We start from the raw sequence: 19911 nt of genomic DNA, 5'->3' as shown, positions 1-19911 counted from the left end.
GCATGACGTCGCAACGAACACGCAATCGCATGGTCGAACGTCTGGCGGCAGGCGGAATCCGCCATGCTCGCGTGCTGGAAATGATGGCGGCCGAACCGCGCCATCTGTTTCTCGACGAGGCGTTGGCGCACCGTGCCTATGAAGACACGTCTCTGCCACTGGGGTTGGGACAGACCCTGTCTCAGCCCTGGATCGTGGCGCGGATGAGTGAATTGGTGGCTCTGGCCGAGCCGCAGCGCGTGCTGGAGATCGGCACTGGCTCCGGCTACCAGACGTTGATTCTGTCGCGTCTGGTCAGGAGCGTCTGGAGCGTGGAGCGTATCGCGGCGCTGCAGTCTCGGGCTCGGCAGCGCCTGAAGCGTCTGGGCGCGCACAACGTCAATCTACGCCACGCCGATGGTGGCATGGGCTGGCCGCAGGCGGCGCCGTTCGACGTCGTATTGCTGACCGCCTGCGCCAGTGAGCTGCCCCAGCCGCTGTTGAGGCAACTGCGTGACGGCGGGGTACTGATTGCGCCACTGGCGGACAGCGAAGGACGTCAGTGGCTGACGCGGGTCCGCCGGCGTGGTCTGGCATTCGATCATCAGCGTCTCGAAGAGGTGCGTTTCGTACCATTGCTTGAGGGAGTCATTCGTTGAAGCGCATCGCGAAAACCGTATTGAAGGGTATGGGAATGGGTGCGGCAGATGCCGTGCCGGGCGTCTCGGGGGGCACCATCGCCCTGATCGTGGGTATCTATCAGGAGCTGATCGAGACCATCAAACGCTTCGGGCCGGGCGCCTTCGGCGTCTGGCGTCAGCAGGGTTTGACCGGACTGGTGAGCTACCTCAACCTGCGCTTTCTGGTGCCGCTGGTGGTGGGGATCGGGCTCAGCCTGGTGACGGTTGCCCATCTGGTGACCTGGTTGATGGCGCATCATCAATTGCCGCTCAACGCGTTCTTCTTCGGATTGGTGTTGGCGTCGGCCTGGGTGGTCATGCGACAGGTCGGCCATTGGCGCTGGCGTTACCTGCTCCCGGTGCTGATGGGGTTGGTCGTTGCGGCGTTCTTGCCGCACCTGTTGCCGGACATGAGCCGAGCCGGCGACGCGACGCTCTTTGTCGCGGGTGCCATCGCCATCAGTGCGATGCTGTTGCCGGGCGTGTCGGGCAGCTTTCTGCTGCTGGTGATGGGGCTCTACGGCACGGTGATGAGCGGCATCAAGAGTTTCGATGTCGGCCTGATAGCCGTCTTTGGGGCTGGCTGTCTCCTGGGTCTCTTCACCTTTTCCCGGCTGCTGTCCTGGTTGTTGCGTCATTATCATGCGATCACGCTGATGGCGATCGTCGGTTTCATTCTGGGTTCCTTGCCGCAACTCTGGCCCTGGCGTCAGATAGCGAGCTACCGCATGGGAGCCGATGGCCAGCAGGTAGCTCTTGCATACCACTATCTGATGCCTTCGGAGTACGCGGCGATCACCGGTCAGCCCTCACAGTGGCTGCTGGCCGGCGTGTTGATCCTCGCCGGCATTGTGGTGGTAATGTGTCTGGGAGAGCGCCGGGAGGCGTCATGACACGGTTCATCGGCTGCTGTTCGCTGTCCGTCACGAAAAAGGAATTTTCTTATGAGTAAACGTCGAACTGCACTGTTACTGGGGCTTCTCCCCGTCTTCGCCGTGGGGTTGAGCGCCTGCTCGACTTCGAGCGGCCGGCCTCAGGTGCAGGATCTCTCCGTCAGCCGCAACAGCACGACGAACTCCAGCTACACCGTCAAGAGTGGCGATACGATCTACGGCATTGCCTGGCAGAACCGGGTCGATTTCCGTGATCTTGCGCAGCTCAACGGCATTTCGCCTCCCTATCGTCTGGAGCCGGGCCAGCAACTCAGGCTGAAAGCCGGGGCGACTATCGACGCCGGCCAAACCGTTGCCAGTAGTGGCGGCGGAGTGACCGCGACGGGGCTGGGCGCTGCGGGTAGCGGTGTCAATCAGGCGCAGTCCGCGGCGGCCGACGGTGACAACCCCTCCTGGTTGCTGCCCTCAGGCGGAAGCGCGGCAGCGGGAAGCGCGCAAGACGCGTCGCAGAATGGAGGGAAGGGCACCACCGGCGCGTCCTCTTCGAACCCGGGACCGGTCTACGCGCAGGGCAATGACCAGAGCGGCACGTCGAGCGCTACCCGGAACGTCGCTCGGAATGAGGCGAGCAGCGGCTCGCAGCAGAGTTCTTCTACGGCAAACGCCAACGCCGGCGCGGGTCAGTCCAGCAGCTCGCAAGTGGCGTCCGGTTCGACGCCAACTGACACCGAATCGTCATCGTCTTCTGCTTCCATGAACCGGAGCAACACGAAGACGGCGGCAGGAAACGATGCGGGTACCGAGGTCGCGGGCGAGCCCAGCGGGGCGCCAGACCGTTCCGATAGAACCTACAAGCCGGTCGAAAACGTGCCTTGGCAGTGGCCGGCCAGTGGTCAGGTGGTCGGCAAATTCCAGGATGATTCGAACATAACTCCCGGCATTGATATTGCCGGTCAAAAGGGGCAACCTGTCAAAGCAGCCGGACCAGGGATTGTGGTGTATGCCGGCGACGGTGTGCGGGGATATGGCAACCTCATCATCCTCAAGCACAATGATCGCTTCTTGAGTGCTTACGCTCACAACGACGCGTTGAAAGTGAAGGAAAACGATGTCGTTGAGGCCGGAGAAACGATAGCGACGATGGGTCAGACGGATGCTGACCAAGTCGAGCTACATTTCGAGGTTCGCGTGAACGGACAACCTCAAGACCCACTGCAATACCTGCCTGCGCGTTGATTTTTTACATCGACAGTCTTCGGACTGTCGATGAAGGGCTTGCCGAATCCATCATCGAAGGCCGCATCCAATTACTCGACCTCAACGTAGTTGCCTTACGGGGCGACGTCGAGGTCGGTGATCGATAACGGCGACATTCGATACGGGGATTTGGCGAACCGGGATAACTAGGGAAAGTTATAACACTGCAAGGAATACGCGGTCGCCTTGATGAAGGATGGTCATGGCGAGGGACTCAGGTAGCCAAGATTGGGGGTAGTGGACATGAGCATGCTTGAACGGGAAATTCAGGATGTTGAGCTCGACGGTGATACTGCAGAAGTCGATATCGACAATGCGGGTCGCAAGGATGATGAAAGCGCTTTTGAGAAAGCGTTGAACCGTGAAGAAAACTCCTACCACCAAAGTCTCGATGCGACACAGATCTATCTCAACGAGATCGGGTTTTCGCCGCTGCTGACTCCCGAAGAAGAGGTGCATTTCGGCCGTCTTGCGCAGAAGGGCGACCCGGCCGGGCGTCAGCGGATGATCGAGTCCAATCTGCGCCTGGTGGTCAAGATCGCGCGGCGATATCTCAATCGGGGGTTGTCGCTGCTCGATCTGATCGAGGAAGGTAACCTGGGGTTGATTCGCGCCGTCGAGAAATTCGATCCCGAGCGAGGGTTTCGTTTCTCGACCTACGCCACCTGGTGGATTCGCCAGACCATCGAACGGGCGCTGATGAACCAGACGCGGACGATTCGCCTGCCGATCCACGTGGTCAAGGAACTCAATATCTATCTGCGTGCCGCCCGCGAGCTGACTCAGAAGCTCGATCACGAGGCGACCGCCGAAGAGATCGCCGAGTTCCTGGACAAGCCGGTGGGTACTGTCAAGCGCATGTTGGGACTCAACGAACGTGTCTCCTCCGTCGATTACCCGATGGGCGCCGAGAGCGACAAGCCACTGATCGATACGATCGCCGACGAAAACGAAGATGGCCCGGAATCCAACCTGGTCGACGACGACGTCAAGCAGCATGTCGACGAATGGCTGATCGAGCTGAGCGAAAAACAGCGCGAGGTCGTTCTTCGTCGCTTTGGCCTGCGCGGGCATGAAGCGGCCACGCTGGAAGAGGTCGGCGAAGAGATCGGACTGACGCGTGAACGGGTCCGTCAAATTCAGGTCGAGGCACTCAAGAAGTTGCGCCGCATGCTGGAAAAACAGGGCCTGTCGATGGACTCGATCTTCGAATAAGCGGCTTCGGGCGCATAAATGCGCAAATGTCCGTGAAGGGTTGGTCTCGCTATTGATCCGGCAGCATACATGCGGCATTGTATGTAAACCTCAGCCGAGGCGTCAGCAGACATGCTGGCGCCTCGGCCATTTGTAGTGTGGCCCTGATGGCGTCGAAGACTATCGGCGTCTTGAGTCCGCCGGAAAAATAGCCATGATTGGGTTTCTGGGCGATGCCGACAGTGTCGCTACCGCTAGTGTCGGCTGGCTTGTACACCTTCAAGCCTGACTCGCATGATCGGTTGTATATCGTCTTCAGTGCTCAACGATAGGAAATGTCTCGATGTCGCCTCTCATCTCGTTGCCGTCGCGCTCCCCCTTGCGACATGCCATTTCTCTGCTGGTCGTGGCAGCGTTCGTGCCCTCGGCCCATGCGGCGGATCTACTGACCATCACGCAGGATGCACTGGAGCACTCCGCGACGTTGAACTCCTCGCGCTCGACGTTCAAGAGTACCGAAGCGGGCCAGGACGTCGAGCGTGGCGACTTGCTGCCGCAGATCAGCGCGACCGGCAGTTTGTATCACCAGAAAGTCTTCGACGAACAGAGCTCGACGCTGAGCGCCGGTAGCGGCAGTGGCGGGGCGGGTAGTGATGACAGCTACAACGGCAGTAGCGCAGGCGTCAATGTCACCCAGGCGCTGTTCGATGCGACCAACTGGTACGAGTACCTCCAGAGCAAGAAGCAGGTCGGTCAGCAGTCGTTGCAGTTGGAAATCGATCAGCAGCAACTGCTTTATGATGTCGCCGAGGCCTATTTCGAGATCCTGCGGGCCAAGGAGGTGCTGGACGCCAGCCAGGCGCAGGAGAAGGCGATCGGGCGGCAGCTGGAGCAATCCAACGAACAGTTCAACGTGGGTCTGGTGGCAATTACCGACGTCAACGAGGCGAAGGCCGCCTATGATTCGGCCCGAGCTGAGCGGATTGCGGCCAAGAGCGACCTTCAGGTGAGCTTCGAAGCACTCGAGCGCCTGACGGGCCGACGGTATCCCAGCATCGAAAGTTTGGCGGACGATCTGCCGATCGAGCCACCCATGCCCGCCAATCGCGACGACTGGGTGGACCTGGCGCTGGCCAGCAGCCCGTCGATCCAGTATGCCCAGGCGTCCGTGGAACTCGCGAAATCTGGCGTCGATATCGCCCAGGCAGGCCATCTGCCGACGCTGGATGCGTTCGCGGACTACTCCTATTCCGATAGCGATAATGACTACACCCGAGGCCACGGAGAGGATCTGCAAGTCGGTGTTCAGGCCAACCTGCCGATCTATACCGGCGGATCCACCAGTGCATCGGTCCGCGAGAATACCTATACGCTGGAGGCGACCCAGTACGATTTCGAAGATCAGCGTCGCTTTACCACGCAGCAGGTGCGCTCGCTGTTCGCCCAGGTCAGCAACGACGTCGAGTCGGTCGAGGCGCAGCGTGAGGCGATCGTCTCCAGTCGCAGCGCACTGGAAGCGACCCGCGCCGGATACGAAGTAGGTACCCGTAATATCGTCGATGTGCTGGATGCCGAGCAGTCGCTCTACGAGTCGATTTCCAATTATGCCGATGCCCGTTACACCTATGTCACGGATCTGCTGCAGCTACGCCAGCAGGCTGGCGTGTTGAATCTCGACGTGATTCGCGGTACCAATCGCTGGCTGCGCGACAGTGATCCGGTCTCTCTGACCACGATCGACGATGATGGCGCGTCGGCTGTTGATGACATCGGCGCGCGTCCGACGCCGCCGCCGCCCGCCCCCTGATCAGAAGCCGGCGCTGCTGGCTCCACTCAGGCAGCCGGCCCCGCCGGAGACGGTTTGTCGGCAGGCTGTGCCAGCAGCCCGCATCGGGCACCAAAATCGACGCCGCTGCCCTAGCGGCGTCGTCGTTTTCATGGACGGATGGTTTGCCAGTCAGCCGGCTCGAGTCGATCGACCCCGAACGTCGTCCAAGAGGGTGAAAGTACCGTTCGACAAGGTAACATGACGGTATTCGGCCGGTGTCAGCCACCGGCTTTTCTGATGGTATCGAAGGAAATGTCATGGCCCGGCCGCTCATTGCCGATATCGATCTCGACGCACTGCGCCACAATTACGCCGTCGCCAGAGCCCTGGCACCGCAAAGCCGCTCCATGGCGGTGATCAAGGCCAACGCCTACGGTCACGGGGCGGTGGCGTGTGCGAAAGCGCTGGAGGCCGTGGCGCCGGCCTTTGCGGTGGCGTCACTGGAGGAAGCCGAGACGCTGCGCGAGGCGGGGATTCGCCATCCGATACTGCTGCTCGAGGGAATCTTCGAGGTCAAGGAGCTGGCCCGGGTCGAAGCGCTGGGGTTGTGGCAGGTCGTGCATAGTGACTGGCAGTTCGATGCCGTGATGAACTATCCGGCGGCGCAACCGTTGCCGGTCTGGCTCAAGCTGGATTCGGGCATGCATCGGCTCGGGTACGACCCGGAATCGTTCGTCGATCGCTGGGGCCGATTGAAGGCGGCTCATCGCCGGGTCCGCGATCTTCATCTGGTCAGCCACTTTGCCAGTGCCGATCAATCCGATACCGCGCAGTTCGAGCATCAGTGGCGGGTCATCGAATCGATCCGTCAGCGTCTCGAAGCCCCGCTCTGTATCGCCAATTCGCCAGCGACGCTGGCCAAGCCAGTCACCCATGGCCAGTGGAATCGTCCCGGCATCATGCTTTACGGCAGCAACCCTCTGGAGAGCGAACTGCCCGCAGGGGTGTCGCTCAAACCGGTCATGACGCTACGCTCGCGTCTCATCGCGGTGCAATCTCTGCAGGGCGGGGAGCCGGTAGGCTACGGGTCCCGCTGGCACACCTCACGGCCGTCTCGGATCGGAGTGGTCGCCGCTGGCTACGGCGACGGCTACGATCGCCATGCCGCCGACGGCACGCCGATACTGGTCGATGGTCAACGCTGCCCCCTGGTGGGGCGTGTGTCGATGGACATGTTGACGGTGGATATCAGTCACCTGCCCGAAGCCGATATCGGCAGCGAGGCGGTGCTTTGGGGACGAGGGCTGAGTGTCGATGAAGTCGCGAGCCATGGTGATACCATCGGTTACACGTTGCTGACCGGACTGCTGCCGAGGGTGCCGCGACGTTATCACTCGGGCGCCTAGAGCCCGCCCGCGCCAGTTCGCTACACTATCCGCCTTTTACACGACATCCCGGCATTCATACGAGATCCGGCATTCATACGACATCGGAAGAATCATGGCCAAGAAACGCTATCCTGCCAATCACGCTCATCCCCGTTACTGGGGTGCCTGGCTTGGTATCGGGCTGATGCGAACGGGGGCGATGCTACCCTGGCGTCTCAAGCTGGCGTTGGGCCGCGGCTTCGGGTTGCTGACCTGGAAGCTCGCCAGGCGTCGACGTCATATCACCGACACCAACCTGTCGCTGTGTTTTCCCGAGCTGGACGGTCAGCAGCGGGCGGAACTGGTCAAGAAGACCTTCATCGCCAACGGAATCGGTGTTCTCGAGACGGCGACCGGTTGGTGTCGCGATCCCGAACATCTGCGCCATCGAGTGACTTTCCGAGGAACCGAACACATGGAGCGCGCCATGGCGCAGGGAAAGGGAGCGCTGATCATCGGCATCCATTTCTCGACCCTGGATCTCGGCGGCGCCCTGCACTCGCTGTTCTTTCCCGCGGACGTCGTCTATCGCCCTCACGACAATCCGGTATTCGAGGATTTCATGACCCGTGCCCGGCGCAATATCTTCGGTGCGGCGATCGACCGTCACGACTTGCGTGGGGTCGTCCGTCGCATCAAGTCGGGTCACGCGGTCTGGTATTCGCCGGATCAGGACTTCGGCCGAGAGGTGAGCGTATTTGCGCCGTTCTTCGGGGTTTCCGCGGCATCGATCAAGCTGACGGCCAAGATCGCGCGGATGACGGGAGCGCCGGTCATGCCGCTGATGTTCCATCGCAATCCGGACGACCGGACCTACACGCTTGAGTATCTACCGCCGCTTGAGAATTACCCCAGCGGCGATGATGTCGCCGATGCCGCTCAGGTCAATGCCTTCATCGAGCAGGCGATTCGTCGGCGGCCTGAGCAGTATCTCTGGCTGCATCGGCGTTTCAAGACCCGCCCGCCTGGCGAGGAGTCTTTTTATTGAGCGAGTCGTCGGGTACGAAACTTGACGAAAAGGCGGCGAACGACAAGGATGAGTCTGTCCTCACGGAACGAGAGGGCGGTTTGCCGAAGCCGGATAGCCCGGCCCAGGCGAGTCCAATGGGTCAGCACAGGAAGAGTTACCATGCTTAGCTACGCCGTGATTTTCCTCATCGTCGCGATCATTGCCGGGGTTCTTGGGTTCGGTGGTGTCGCTGGGATCGCTGCGACGATCGCCAAAGTGTTATTCGTGATTTTCTTGATTCTGTTCGTCGTCTCGTTGGTTCGCGGACGGGGCCGCTGAAACGAATCGAAAGCCACCGTCACCAACCATTACCCCGCCATCAGGCGGGGTATTGGTTCATGCGGCAGTCGGAGCGAGCAGCGGTTTTGGGCTCAGGCGTCGATACGCTTGTACTTCATTCGCTTCGGCGTGTCGTTGCCAACTCGCTTGTGATAATCCGCTTCGTACTCGTTGTAGTTCCCCTCGAACAACACCACGTTTGAATCTCCCTCGTAGGCGAGAATATGGGTCGCGATGCGGTCCAGGAACCAGCGGTCGTGCGAGATGACCAGCGCGCAACCGGGAAACGCCAGCAAGGCTTCCTCCAGCGCTCGCAGGGTCTCGATATCCAGATCGTTGGAAGGTTCGTCCAGCAACAGCACGTTGGCGGCCTGCTTCAGCGTCTGGGCCAGTTGCAGACGCCCACGCTCACCGCCGGACAGATCGCTCAGGCGCTTCTGCTGATCGGTACCCTTGAAGTTGAACCGGCCGACATAGGCGCGGGAAGACACTTCGTAACCGTTGATGTTGAGAATGTCCTGACCACCGGAGACGGCTTCCCACACGGTCTGGGTGTTGTCGAAATGGTCGCGGAGCTGTTCGACGTAGGCCACGTCGACCGTCTCGCCGAGTACCACCTCGCCGCTATCCGGCTGCTCGTTGCCGGCAATCAGCTTGAACAGCGTCGATTTGCCGGCCCCGTTGCCGCCGACGATGCCGACGATTGCGCCGGGCGGAACCCGGAACGAGAGATTGTCGAACAGCATCTTCTCGTCGAAGCGCTTGCTGACATCGTGGAATTCGATGACCTTGTCGCCCAGTCGTGGCCCGGGCGGAATGTAGATCTCGTTGGTCTCGTTGCGCTTCTGGTAGTCGCCGGACTGCAGTTCCTCGAACCGGTTGAGGCGCGCCTTGCTCTTGGCCTGTCGGCCCTTGGCATTCTGACGGACCCACTCCAGCTCCTGCTTGATCGCGCGCTGACGGCCGGCTTCCTGCTTGGACTCCTGGGCGAGGCGCTGCTCCTTGGACTCGAGCCACTGAGAGTAGTTGCCTTCGAACGGAATGCCGTGACCGCGATCGAGTTCGAGAATCCAGCCGGCGACGTTGTCGAGGAAGTACCGGTCGTGGGTGATCGCCACCACCGTCCCCGGATAGTCGTGCAGGAAGCGCTCGAGCCAGGCGACCGATTCGGCATCCAGATGGTTGGTCGGCTCGTCCAGCAACAGCATGTCCGGGCTCGACAGCAGCAGACGGCAAAGCGCCACGCGGCGACGCTCCCCCCCGGACAGATGGCCGACACTGGCCTCCCACGGCGGCAGGCGGAGCGCTTCGGCGGCGACCTCCAGCTTGCGCTCGATATTATGGGCGTCGGCGGCTTCGATGATGTTCTCCAGGCGCGCCTGCTGCGCGGCCAGGGCATCGAAGTCGGCGTCCGGCTCGGCATAAGCGGCGTAGACGGCTTCCAGTTCCACCTGGGCCTTTTTGACCTCGCCCAGGGCTTCCTCGACCGTCTCGCGTACGTTCTTGCTGTCGTCGAGTTCGGGCTCCTGCGGCAGATAGCCGATATTGATACCCGGCATCGGGCGAGCTTCGCCGTTGTACTCGGTATCGACGCCGGCCATGATTCGCAGCAGTGTCGATTTTCCCGAGCCGTTGAGACCGAGCACGCCGATCTTTGCGCCAGGGAAGAAGGAGAGCGAGATGTCTTTCAGAATCTCGCGCTTCGGGGGGACGACCTTGCCCACCCGGTTCATGGTGTAAACGTATTGCGCCATGGAAATCCGATTCAGTGAGTCACAGTGGATAAAGACAGGCAATCGATGCTGCAGCGCCCGCCAACGGGGCGCAGCCTGGATAGGGCAGGGTAAACGACTCATGCCGACAATGCGAACGGGCGCCTGGGCGCCCGTCGGTACAACGTTCAGGGTCGCGACCTGCTCTATTACGACCTGCTCTTAATTACGACCTACTCTTCCTCGTCGCCGAAATCATCGTACCAGTCGTCTTCGATGGCACGCTTGAGGCGGCGTTCTTCCAGCAATGCCTCGACCTGGCGTCTGGCGCGCAGCGAGTCTGCCTTGCTACTGCGGGGACGTTCGAACTGTTCGTCGTTGATGGCTTCGGAAAAATCCTGATCCTCGACATAATCCTCACGGCTCATTACTTGGCCCTCCCGTGAAATCGCATCTCAGTGACGCTCCGGGCTATATATCGTCGAATCCGATCGGGTACAAGCGTTTCCTGGCTTAAAAAAAACTATCGCCGCAGTTGGCGGCGATAAGTGATGATCCCCGGATGCCGTTCAGGCGGGATCGCGCTCGGTTTTCAACGTCTCCAGCTCCTCCAGCGCCTTGGCCAGGTTGGTGACATCCTTCTGCACGCCAATGAAGTAAGTGAGCTGGTCCTCATCGTCGTAGACCGGGGTGATCGACAGCTCGTTCCAGAACGGACTGCCATCCTTGCGATAGTTTCGCAGCACCTCGCGGCACGACTTGCCTTCACGCAGTGCGGTACGAATTCTGTCGATTCCCGGTTGATCACGATCTCCGTTCTGCAGGAAACGGCAGTCGCGGTAGAGAATCTCGTCGATGGTATAGCCCGTCAGACGTTCGAAGCCCTGGTTGGCATAGATCAGGATATTCTCGTCGCCTTCCTGCTCGGCCACCACGATGCCGTCGTCCGAGGCGTTGACGATACGCTCCAACAAGGCCGGACTGATCATGGGCGGGTGTTTACTGGTACTGGCCATCCTTGCCTCCAGGCTGGGCATTCGACGGATTGTAGGAGCGATACTTTCAATAATGATGCCATGGTGCGATGGGATTACAACGCTTTACGTCAGCTCGGCGTCTCGACCTCCGCCAGCGCGTGCGAACTCAGGGCCGCCGCGACCGCCAGCACTGCAAGCATCAACATCAGACCCGCGCTGCCCAGCCATTGCGCCAGCGCGCCGAGCAGGAGCCCGACGACCAGCATCAGCACGCCGGTGAAGGTGTTGGAAAAGGCGACGTAGAGCGCGCGGGTGCTGCTGTCGGACAGGTCGATGACATAGGTCTTGCGGCCCAGGCGGACCCCCGCGTGAGCGATCATCAGCAGGCCATAGATCAGGGCGTAGGGCCATACGCTGGTTCGTATTTGCGCCGGAAGCCAAACGCAGGCGGCGCCTGCCAGGCAGCAGACGGCAGCGCCGATGGCACTGTTGCGCATCACTCGACGGCTGGAGCGATCGGCCAGTCGCCCCCAGATCGGGCCGGCAATCATGCTGGCTGCCCCGGAAGTCAGGATCAGGATGCCGAGGCTGGCCAGATCGGTACCGCTGTTCTGCTGTCCCAGCAGGGCAAGATAGGGAAGCGCGAGGGCGCTGGACAGCAGCAGGGCGCGCGAGAGATTGAAGTGCAGGAAACGACGGTCGCGGCGCATCAGAGAGACGCCCTGCTTGATGCTGTCCCAGGCGTTGGCGCCGCCTTCGGTAGCGCCCGGCGTCTCGCGAATCATGGCCGCGCACAGCGCGTTCAACGCCCAGCCCAGGGCGGCGGCGAACAGCAGGATCGCCAGCGCCCAGGTGCCGGGCTGGTCATCCAGAATGACCATGCCGGCGCCGACGATCAGCGTCAGCGCGCCGGCGACACTGGCGCTCCACCCCATCAAGGTGCCGCGACGCTGCTTGGCAATCGTCTTGCCAAGGACATCCTTGGTCGCGACCGACGAGAGCCCGCGGCCGAGCGCCAGGCCGGTCAGCGCGATCAATACCAGCATGCCCCCCCAATTGCCGTGACCAAACAGGGCGAGCAGCGCCAGCAGCAGTGCTCCGATCGCCTGGACGATGCCGCCGATCACCCATACCCACTTGCGGACAGGGCGCAGGCGGATGTAGCCGGCAATCATCAGTTGCGGCAGCAGGGCGCCGGCCTCGCGGATGGGCACGAGTAGACCCACCATCCAGATCGGTGCGCCGATCGCGCCCATCAGCCAGGGGAGAATCAGACGGGCGTTGGAAAGCTCGTCCGCCAGCTTGTTGCCGAGGGCGGCGATCAGGTGGCGGAAAAAGTTGCCGGGCTGCTCGTGACAGGCTTCGTCGGAGATGTCACGACACATGCGACTATCTTCGTCACCGGTGACGCGCTCGAAAAGGCGAGTGAGGCTGGCTTGCTGGGCTGACATGAAAAACGTTCCCTGTTTTCCGAGTAATGGCTTTCTGGTGCCGAGGCGTTGCGTCGACCGCCGATCCGACGAATATGAGCTGCCCGGAATCGCGCTGCGCTCCGCTTGAGTTGTGGCGCTTCAGCGCCGCATCATGTCGCTAACCTTCCCAGGAGAGAGCGATATGGCGCGTGTTCGTATTCACTATTGTACCCAATGCCAATGGTTGCTGCGTGCCGGCTGGTACGCGCAGGAGCTGTTGCAGACCTTCGGAGAAGATCTCGAGCAAGTCGCGCTGGCGCCCAGCCATGGTGGTCACTTCGAGGTGTTCTACGACGACGAAACGCTATGGGAGCGCAAACGCGACGGCGGCTTCCCCGACGTCAAGGAGCTCAAGCGCCGGGTTCGCGATCGTCTCGATCCAGAGCGCGATCTGGGTCACACGGATCGCGCCGCGCGCTGAGCGTCACCACCAGTGCTTGCGTTTGAGCAGCCACATCACCCAGCCGCCGACCACGGCGGTAATCGTCACGAACACGACGAAGCCGTATGGGCTGTCTGCGCCGGGTATGCCGCCCACGTTGATGCCCAGCAGACCGGTCAGAAAGCTCAGAGGCAGGAATACGGTGGTCACGATCGCCAGCATGTACATGCGCTGGTTCATGCGCTCGTTATGTTCGCTGAAGAGCTGTTCCTGCAGGATCAGCGCGCGCTCCTGCATGGCGTGGAAATCCTCCACGTAGCGTGACAGCTGGTTGGCACTTTCTCGGATCGACACCTTGGTATCTTCGTCCAGCCATTCGGGACCGTGTGCCATCTGATCCAGACAGTCCCGTTGCGGTCCCATGAAACGCCGCAAGGTAACCAACGAGCGCCGAACGCGAGAGAGATCGTCGGGATCGACTTCACGATCGCTCAGTTGGTCCTCCTCGAGTTCGCCCAGGCGATCGTCGAGCTGATGCGTGACATCACCGACCTTGTCGACCAGCGTCTCGGTCAGCCACGCCAGCAGATCCGGGACCGACAGCGCGCCGTCGCCGCCATCGATGCGTTCACGCACGTCGCTGACCGATCTCAATGGCCGACGGCGCAGGGTGATCAACCGATTGGGGGCGCACCAGATGCGCAGCGAGATGAGATCCTCCGGCGCGGCGCCAGGATTGAGGTTGATACCGCGCAGCGTGGTGACGGCCCCGTTACGGAACTTGGCAACGCGGGGGCGAGTATCTTCCTCCAGCAGCGCCTCGATCGGTGCCTCGTCGAGCCCGGCGATCTCCTCGAGGTAGGTGTGAACATCCTCGTGACGAAAATCGAGATGCATCCACAGGGGGCGTTCAGGATCCGCCCACGCTTCGCGCAGTTGGCGCACGCTGAGAAGGGCGCCGCCGCCTTGCCCGTTGAGTTCGTAAGCGGCGACCAGGGCCGTTTCTGTCTCCATCATCAACCTCCTTGTCGAATCCAGACTCGCCATGCCGCGAGTGTTTTCAAGGTGGTGACGATAGCACGTTGGTCAAAATCGGGAGATGGGACGGGGCGCATGTCATGCTGGTGCGGAGGCGAGCCGGTGGAAACCTTGCCGAGGGCGGCCCTGTTTCCAAGCCCGTTCAGTCTCCAGGCCAGTTCAGTCCCGAGGCAGTTCAGTCGCTGCCGTTCGCCGAGGCCGACAGCATTGGCGCCAGTTTCGACCAGACGTTTTCGAGGATGATCGGCTGAGCTTCGGCGGTGGGGTGTATCCCGTCGCTCTGAAGCATGCTGTCGAGATCGACGCCCTTGAGCAGGAACGGCAGCAGCGTCACGCCATAGTCGCGGGCCAGCTGCGTATAGACGGCGCGAAAGGCCTCGGTGTAGGCGGGGCCATAGTTGGGTGGGACCTCGATGCCCAGCAGCAGCACCCGGGCGCCCTGCTTCTGGCTACGCTCGATCATCTTTCCCAGATTGACCTGCATTTGCTGGGGGGACAGGCCACGCAGGCCGTCATTGCCGCCAAGCTCCAGCAGAACGATATCGGGATGGTATTGTCCGAGAATGCTAGGGAGTCGTGCCGAGCCGCCGGATGTCGTCTCTCCGCTGATGCTGGCATTGACGACCTCGTGCTCGTCATCCAACCGATGCTTCAACAGACTGACCCACCCCGCCTGCGGATCGATGCCGTAGGCCGCGCTCAGACTGTCGCCCATGACCAGAATGGTGTCGGCACGCGCCGCATCGGGTGCCAGCGACAGCACGGTAAGACACAACAATAGTGCGCCACCTGCACAGCGCTTCGCCATTCTGGCGAAAGGCCTTTTGATATCAAGCACAGGGAAACCAGGCACCATGTCTTACTCCTCGGACAATCAACGAACGCGAATTTTATACGCCAACCAGCTCGGCAAAAGGGTAACAAGCGGGGAACGAGAGCTCGTTATCCTCGAATCGTTGGCGCTGGAAGTCGACCGCGGTGAGAGTGTTGCCATCGTTGGAAGTTCCGGGGCAGGCAAGTCGACGCTGCTGGGGTTGCTGGCGGGGCTCGATGCGCCGAGCTCGGGTGAGCTCGAAATGTTCGGTCAGTCCCTGAGCGCCCTCGATGAAGACGGACGGGCGGCACTACGAGCCGGTCGCGTCGGCTTCGTGTTCCAGAATTTCCAGTTATTACCCACTCTTACCGCCATGGAAAACGTCATGTTGCCGTTGGAACTGTCTCCACGGCAAGACGTGGCGACCAAAAGTCGTCAATGTCTGGAGCGTGTCGGTCTGGGCGCGCGGCTGGATCATCTGCCGAAACAGCTTTCCGGTGGCGAACAGCAGCGGGTGGCGGTGGCACGAGCCTTCGTGACCGATCCCGATCTGGTCTTCGCCGACGAGCCCACCGGCAATCTCGACGAGACGACCGGCAAGCGCATCATCGATCTGCTCTTCGATCTCAATCGCGAGTCCGGCACGACCCTGATCCTGGTGACGCACGACATGGCCCTCGCCAGGCGCTGCGATCGCTGTCTGCAGCTCGAGGGCGGCAGGCTGCAGGCGGTCGGGCGTCAGCATCACGGGGTCGAGGCATGAATCTGATTGCACTGTCGCTCAAGGGGCTCCGGCGTGACCTGCGGGCCTCCGACGTGAGAGCGCTGTTCGTGGCGCTGGCGCTGGCCGTGGCGGCGACCACCATGATCGGCTTTTTCCTTGACCGGCTCGATCGCGGGTTGACCCGTCAGGCCGGCCAGCTACTGGGCGGAGATCTGGTGCTGGAACAGGGCCAGCCCTTCGACGACGGGCTCCGGCAGGAGCTGCGCCAGGCCGGTCTGACGTTGAGCGATCAGGTCGATCTGGTGTCGATGGTCAGTCAGGCGGACGCCTTTCAGCCGGCCGGGCTCAAGGTCGTCGACGACCATTACCCGCTTTACGGGCAGGTTCGCGTCGACCGAGGCAACGGTGTCGAAGAACTCGCGCAGGGCCCGCCGCCCGGCAACGCCTGGATCGCGCCGCGGCTGGCTCAGCTGCTGGACGTCACCATCGGCGACGAGGTCCAGGTTGGGGCGCTGTCGTTGACCATCACCGGGCTGATCGATCGTGAACCCGATCAGCAGGGCGGGTTCGCCGGGCTGACGCCGCGTATCATGCTCAATCTCCAGAATCTCGAGGCGACCGGGCTGGTCAGACCCGGTTCGCGCATCGAATACGAACTGCTCGCCGCCGGCCCCCCGGCGGCGATCGACAGTCTCTCGAACCGACTGGACGCATTGCGCAAGGCCGGTGTCGAGATTCGCGATGTGCGTGTGGATCGGCCCAGCCTGGGTCGCTCGTTGGAGCGCGCGCAGAAATATCTCAGCCTGGCCGGGCTGGCGGCAGTATTGCTGGCCGGCGTCGCCGTGGCCATGGCCACTCGTCGCTACGTCGATCGCCATCTCGATACGGCAGCATTGCTGCGCTGTTTCGGGGCTTCCCAGCGACAGCTGGGCCAGCTATTTGCCTGGCAACTGGCGTGGCTGGGGCTGGTCGCGGCCGCGATCGGCGCGCTGCTGGGGCTTGCCGGGCAGGCGGTGCTGCTGGCGCTGCTGACGCGTTTTCTGCCGCTGGAGCTGCCGCCACCGGGCGGAATGCCGTGGCTGATGGGCGTGCTGACCGCGCTGGCGGTGCTGGTGGGGTTCGCCGGACCGACGTTACTGCGACTCAAGCGTGTCAGCGCGCTGAAAGTGCTGCGCCGCGAGCTCGATCCGATCCCGGCGTCCGGGTGGCTGGTGGTGGCCTTCGCCAGTCTCGTGTTCGGCGCTCTGCTGTGGCTCTATTCCGGCGATCCGGTGCTGTCGATCGGCATTCTGGTGGGCGGCCTGATCGCCCTGGTCGTGCTGTGGGGTGTGGGGCAATTGATGCTGCACCTGCTGCTTGGCGTACTGGCTCGCCTGCCGCAGCAAGGCCAAAAGGCTCGAGCGTGGCAACTGGGCGGTCGTCAGTTGGCAAGGCGGCGCACGGCGAGTCTGGGCCAGCTGCTGGCGTTTTCGGTCACTTTTGCCGCCATGGCGATCATCGCACTGGTCCGTGGCGATCTGCTGACGACCTGGCAGGCCCAGCTGCCGGCGGACACGCCCAACTACTTCGCGATCAATATCCAGCCTCAGGAGCGTGCGGGCGTCGAATCGTTGATCGAGGGTGCGGCCGACAGCTCCAGCGGGCTCTATCCGATGGTGCGGGGCCGGCTGACCGCCATCGATGGCAAGCCGCCGCAGCAGCAGGTACCGGAAGCCCATCAGACCGATGGTGCGCTCAGGCGTGATCTCAATCTGACCTGGCGTGCCGCGCTGCCCGAGGGCAACCGGATCACCGAGGGAGAGTGGTTCGACGCCGATGCAGCGCCGTCGAGCGATGGCCCGGCTCCGATATCCATCGAGCAGGAGCTGGCGGGGAGGCTCGGCCTCTCGCTGGGCGACGAGCTGACGTTCACCATCGGCAGCGACAGCGTGACCGGCCGCATCACCAGCTTGCGCCATCTCGATTGGGAGAGCTTCCAGCCCAACTTCTTCATCATCTTCCCGCCCGGTGCGCTGGATGGCTTCGGTCACAGCTACATCACCTCGTTCCACCTGCCTGACGCCAGCAACGATATGCTTGGCGAGATGGTGCGACAGTATCCGGGGGTGTCGGTGCTCAACGTCGAAGCGCTGCTGGAGCAGGTCCGGGGGATCCTCGTCCAGGTGACGCGAGCCATCGAATTCGTGCTGGGGTTCGTGCTGCTTGCCGGCATCAGCGTGCTCTACGCGGCACTCACGGCCAGCCGGCCGGCGCGAGCCCACGAGGGTGCGCTGTTGCGGGTATTCGGCGCCGGCAACCGCGCGCTGTCGCGCATGCAGTGGGCCGAGTTCGCGCTGCTCGGGTTTGCCAGCGGGCTGATGGGCGCGGCGCTGGCCGAGGCGTCGGCGCTGGGTATCTACGGCTGGCTGGGGCTGGCCCCCAGGGTGCACTGGCTGATGTGGGGCGTGATGCCGGTGCTGGGTGCTGCAGCGGTAGGGGGCATCGGCTTCGCGCTGTCTCGAGGTGCACGCCGACAAGCGCCGATGGATAGCCTGCGACTGCTGGGGGAGACCTGAGGCGATGGAAAGCGGTGTGATGGAAAGCGTCCGTGGTTCGCGAAGCTCGAGAGACGTCCTGGCTGGCGGGCCTGGAACATCGGGTGGCGCGAACGAGCATGCTTTACCGAGGCTAAAGCCAAGGTGAGAAATTATGCTTCCGTGCATGACGGACTTTCATGGGAAAGGTCGTCAGCGCTGGGGTATCATTGCGCCCGTCAAATCTAGATCGAGCCGCCGGATGCCGGACTTGCGCCGGTGGCAGTCGAACCATCCCCGAGCCGAGGATACCCGTCGATGTTCACCCGAGAGATGCAGGTTGCCGGATTCGATGACGCCCTCTGGGACGCGATGCAGCAGGAAGTCGTGCGCCAGGAAGCCCATATCGAGCTGATCGCTTCCGAGAACTACGCCAGCCCACGCGTGATGCAGGCCCAGGGCACGCAGCTGACCAACAAGTACGCGGAAGGCTATCCCGGCAAGCGCTACTACGGTGGCTGCGAGCACGTCGATGTGGTCGAGCAGTTGGCGATCGACTACGCCAAGGAGCTGTTTGGCGCCACCTACGCCAACGTTCAGCCACACTCCGGTTCTCAGGCCAACGGCGCGGTATTCCAGGCGCTGGTCAAGCCGGGCGACACCGTGTTGGGGATGAGCCTGGATGCCGGCGGTCACCTGACCCACGGTGCCAGGCCGAGCTTCTCGGGCAAGCACTACAACGCCATTCAGTACGGCATCGACGAAAGCGGCCGGATCGATTACGACGAAGTTGCCAAGCTGGCGCGCGAGCATCAGCCGAAGATGATCATCGCCGGCTTCTCCGCCTATTCGCAGATCATCGACTGGTCCAGGTTCCGCGAGATTGCCGATGAAGTCGGCGCGTTTCTGCTGGTCGACATGGCGCATGTCGCCGGTCTGGTCGCGGCAGGCGTCTATCCGAGTCCGCTGCCTCACGCTCACGTGGTCACCACGACCACGCACAAGACGCTGCGTGGTCCCCGCGGCGGTCTCATCCTGTCGGCCGAGAACGATGCCGACATCGAGAAGAAACTGCAGTCCGCCGTTTTCCCGGGCGGACAGGGCGGCCCGCTGATGCACGTCATCGCGGCCAAGGCGATCTGCTTCAAGGAGGCGATGGACCCCGGGTTCAAGACCTATCAGCAACAGGTGGTCAAGAATGCCCAGGCGATGGCCGGCGTGTTCATCGAACGCGGCTACGAGGTGGTCTCCGGCGGTACCGAAGACCATCTGTTCCTGCTGTCGCTGGTCAAGCAGGGTCTGACGGGCAAGGATGCCGACGCCGCTTTGGGTCGCGCTCACATCACCGTCAACAAGAACGCTGTGCCGGGCGACCCGCAGAGCCCGTTCGTGACGTCCGGTCTGCGTATCGGCACGCCGGCGGTGACGACTCGCGGCTTCGGTGAAACGGAATGCCGGGATCTGGCCGGCTGGATCTGCGACATTCTCGATGCCATGCAGGCGGGCGACTCCAGCCGGACGGAAGCCGAGGTCAAGACCCTGGTCGAAACCGTCTGCGCGCGCCTGCCGGTCTATCGTTGACCGTCAGGTTCGGCTCACGACGCCCCTCCTCGGAGGGGCGTCGTCGTTCTGGTCCCCGATGAGCGCTCGAGACACGATCTCGCCATGCCTGCGCCTTCGTCTGCGTATTTCGATATCAAGCCTTCTACGACTTTAGTCTTGGTCATGACCATGGTCTAAGAGCCAACGCGTCTGTCTTGCGAGAAGCTATGTCGGACATAAGCGCCACTGAG

Annotated in this window: 18 protein-coding genes; 12 read left to right on the top strand and 6 right to left on the bottom strand. The window is 62.3% G+C overall.

Annotated features, from left to right (window positions below; translation table 11 throughout):
• Positions 1-2 precede the first annotated feature (2 nt).
• The 8 genes from DOM36_RS17405 (at position 3) to DOM36_RS17370 (ending at position 8486) form a co-directional block, all read left to right on the top strand.
• Positions 3-638, top strand: a complete 636-nt coding sequence (locus tag DOM36_RS17405) for a protein-L-isoaspartate(D-aspartate) O-methyltransferase (protein WP_232823908.1) — start codon at positions 3-5, stop codon at positions 636-638.
• Positions 635-1552 carry a DUF368 domain-containing protein gene (locus tag DOM36_RS17400; RefSeq protein ID WP_232823907.1) on the top strand — a complete coding sequence of 306 codons (918 nt, stop codon included), beginning with the start codon at positions 635-637 and terminating at the stop codon, positions 1550-1552. Before DOM36_RS17405 ends, DOM36_RS17400 begins: the two co-directional genes overlap by 4 nt.
• A gap of 51 nt (positions 1553-1603) precedes the next feature.
• Positions 1604-2788, top strand: a complete 1185-nt coding sequence (locus DOM36_RS17395; protein WP_110643833.1) for a peptidoglycan DD-metalloendopeptidase family protein — start codon at positions 1604-1606, stop codon at positions 2786-2788.
• A 264-nt stretch (positions 2789-3052) separates the two neighbouring features.
• A complete protein-coding gene (rpoS, locus tag DOM36_RS17390) occupies positions 3053-4024 on the top strand; it encodes an RNA polymerase sigma factor RpoS (protein ID WP_075571248.1) in 972 nt (323 codons plus the stop codon).
• A gap of 322 nt (positions 4025-4346) precedes the next feature.
• Positions 4347-5810 (top strand): TolC family outer membrane protein, encoded by a 1464-nt coding sequence (locus DOM36_RS17385; protein WP_110643832.1) that lies wholly within the window; start codon positions 4347-4349, stop codon positions 5808-5810.
• Between the two features lie 278 nt (positions 5811-6088).
• Positions 6089-7177, top strand: a complete 1089-nt coding sequence (alr, locus tag DOM36_RS17380; protein ID WP_110643831.1) for an alanine racemase — start codon at positions 6089-6091, stop codon at positions 7175-7177.
• A 94-nt stretch (positions 7178-7271) separates the two neighbouring features.
• A complete protein-coding gene (gene lpxL / locus DOM36_RS17375) occupies positions 7272-8186 on the top strand; it encodes an LpxL/LpxP family Kdo(2)-lipid IV(A) lauroyl/palmitoleoyl acyltransferase (RefSeq protein WP_110643830.1) in 915 nt (304 codons plus the stop codon).
• A 141-nt stretch (positions 8187-8327) separates the two neighbouring features.
• Positions 8328-8486, top strand: coding sequence for a DUF1328 domain-containing protein (locus DOM36_RS17370; RefSeq protein WP_075571244.1), 159 nt, complete (start codon positions 8328-8330; stop codon positions 8484-8486).
• A gap of 92 nt (positions 8487-8578) precedes the next feature.
• Here the strand turns inward: DOM36_RS17370 and ettA are convergent, their stop codons facing one another.
• The 4 genes from ettA to DOM36_RS17350 all read right to left on the bottom strand — a co-directional run bounded on the left by ettA (position 8579) and on the right by DOM36_RS17350 (position 12626).
• A complete protein-coding gene (gene ettA, locus DOM36_RS17365) occupies positions 8579-10240 on the bottom strand; it encodes an energy-dependent translational throttle protein EttA (protein ID WP_110643829.1) in 1662 nt (553 codons plus the stop codon).
• A 191-nt stretch (positions 10241-10431) separates the two neighbouring features.
• The gene (locus tag DOM36_RS17360) at positions 10432-10626 is read right to left on the bottom strand and encodes a hypothetical protein (RefSeq protein WP_198651317.1); all 195 of its coding nucleotides are present in this window, start codon (positions 10624-10626) and stop codon (positions 10432-10434) included.
• 141 nt (positions 10627-10767) lie between these two features.
• On the bottom strand, positions 10768-11214 hold the full coding sequence (locus DOM36_RS17355; RefSeq protein WP_232823906.1) for a PAS domain-containing protein: 447 nt from the start codon (positions 11212-11214) through the stop codon (positions 10768-10770).
• A gap of 89 nt (positions 11215-11303) precedes the next feature.
• The gene (locus DOM36_RS17350) at positions 11304-12626 is read right to left on the bottom strand and encodes an MFS transporter (protein WP_110643828.1); all 1323 of its coding nucleotides are present in this window, start codon (positions 12624-12626) and stop codon (positions 11304-11306) included.
• Between the two features lie 163 nt (positions 12627-12789).
• On the opposite strand from DOM36_RS17350, the gene DOM36_RS17345 reads away from it, so the two are divergent.
• The gene (locus DOM36_RS17345; RefSeq protein ID WP_075571239.1) at positions 12790-13068 is read left to right on the top strand and encodes a SelT/SelW/SelH family protein; all 279 of its coding nucleotides are present in this window, start codon (positions 12790-12792) and stop codon (positions 13066-13068) included.
• Between the two features lie 3 nt (positions 13069-13071).
• Here the strand turns inward: DOM36_RS17345 and DOM36_RS17340 are convergent, their stop codons facing one another.
• Together DOM36_RS17340 and DOM36_RS17335 are read right to left on the bottom strand one after the other, a co-directional pair.
• A complete protein-coding gene (locus DOM36_RS17340) occupies positions 13072-14046 on the bottom strand; it encodes a zinc transporter ZntB (RefSeq protein ID WP_075571238.1) in 975 nt (324 codons plus the stop codon).
• 196 nt (positions 14047-14242) lie between these two features.
• Positions 14243-14875, bottom strand: a complete 633-nt coding sequence (locus tag DOM36_RS17335; protein WP_110643865.1) for an arylesterase — start codon at positions 14873-14875, stop codon at positions 14243-14245.
• A 46-nt stretch (positions 14876-14921) separates the two neighbouring features.
• Here DOM36_RS17335 and DOM36_RS17330 point away from each other — a divergent pair, with 46 nt between their 5' ends.
• The 3 genes from DOM36_RS17330 (at position 14922) to glyA (ending at position 19699) form a co-directional block, all read left to right on the top strand.
• Positions 14922-15644: an ATP-binding cassette domain-containing protein gene (locus DOM36_RS17330; protein ID WP_110643827.1), complete on the top strand. Its 723-nt coding sequence runs from the start codon at positions 14922-14924 to the stop codon at positions 15642-15644.
• Positions 15641-18160: an FtsX-like permease family protein gene (locus DOM36_RS17325; protein ID WP_110643826.1), complete on the top strand. Its 2520-nt coding sequence runs from the start codon at positions 15641-15643 to the stop codon at positions 18158-18160. The genes DOM36_RS17330 and DOM36_RS17325 overlap by 4 nt, the downstream gene beginning before the upstream one ends.
• Positions 18161-18436: 276 nt before the next feature.
• Positions 18437-19699, top strand: a complete 1263-nt coding sequence (gene glyA / locus DOM36_RS17320; protein WP_075571234.1) for a serine hydroxymethyltransferase — start codon at positions 18437-18439, stop codon at positions 19697-19699.
• Positions 19700-19911: the final 212 nt, after the last annotated feature.

Origin of the sequence: Salinicola sp. CPA57 (assembly GCF_003206035.1) — a bacterium.
Lineage (GTDB): Bacteria > Pseudomonadota > Gammaproteobacteria > Pseudomonadales > Halomonadaceae > Salinicola > Salinicola socius.
This window is presented reverse-complemented; position numbering and strand designations above follow the sequence as displayed.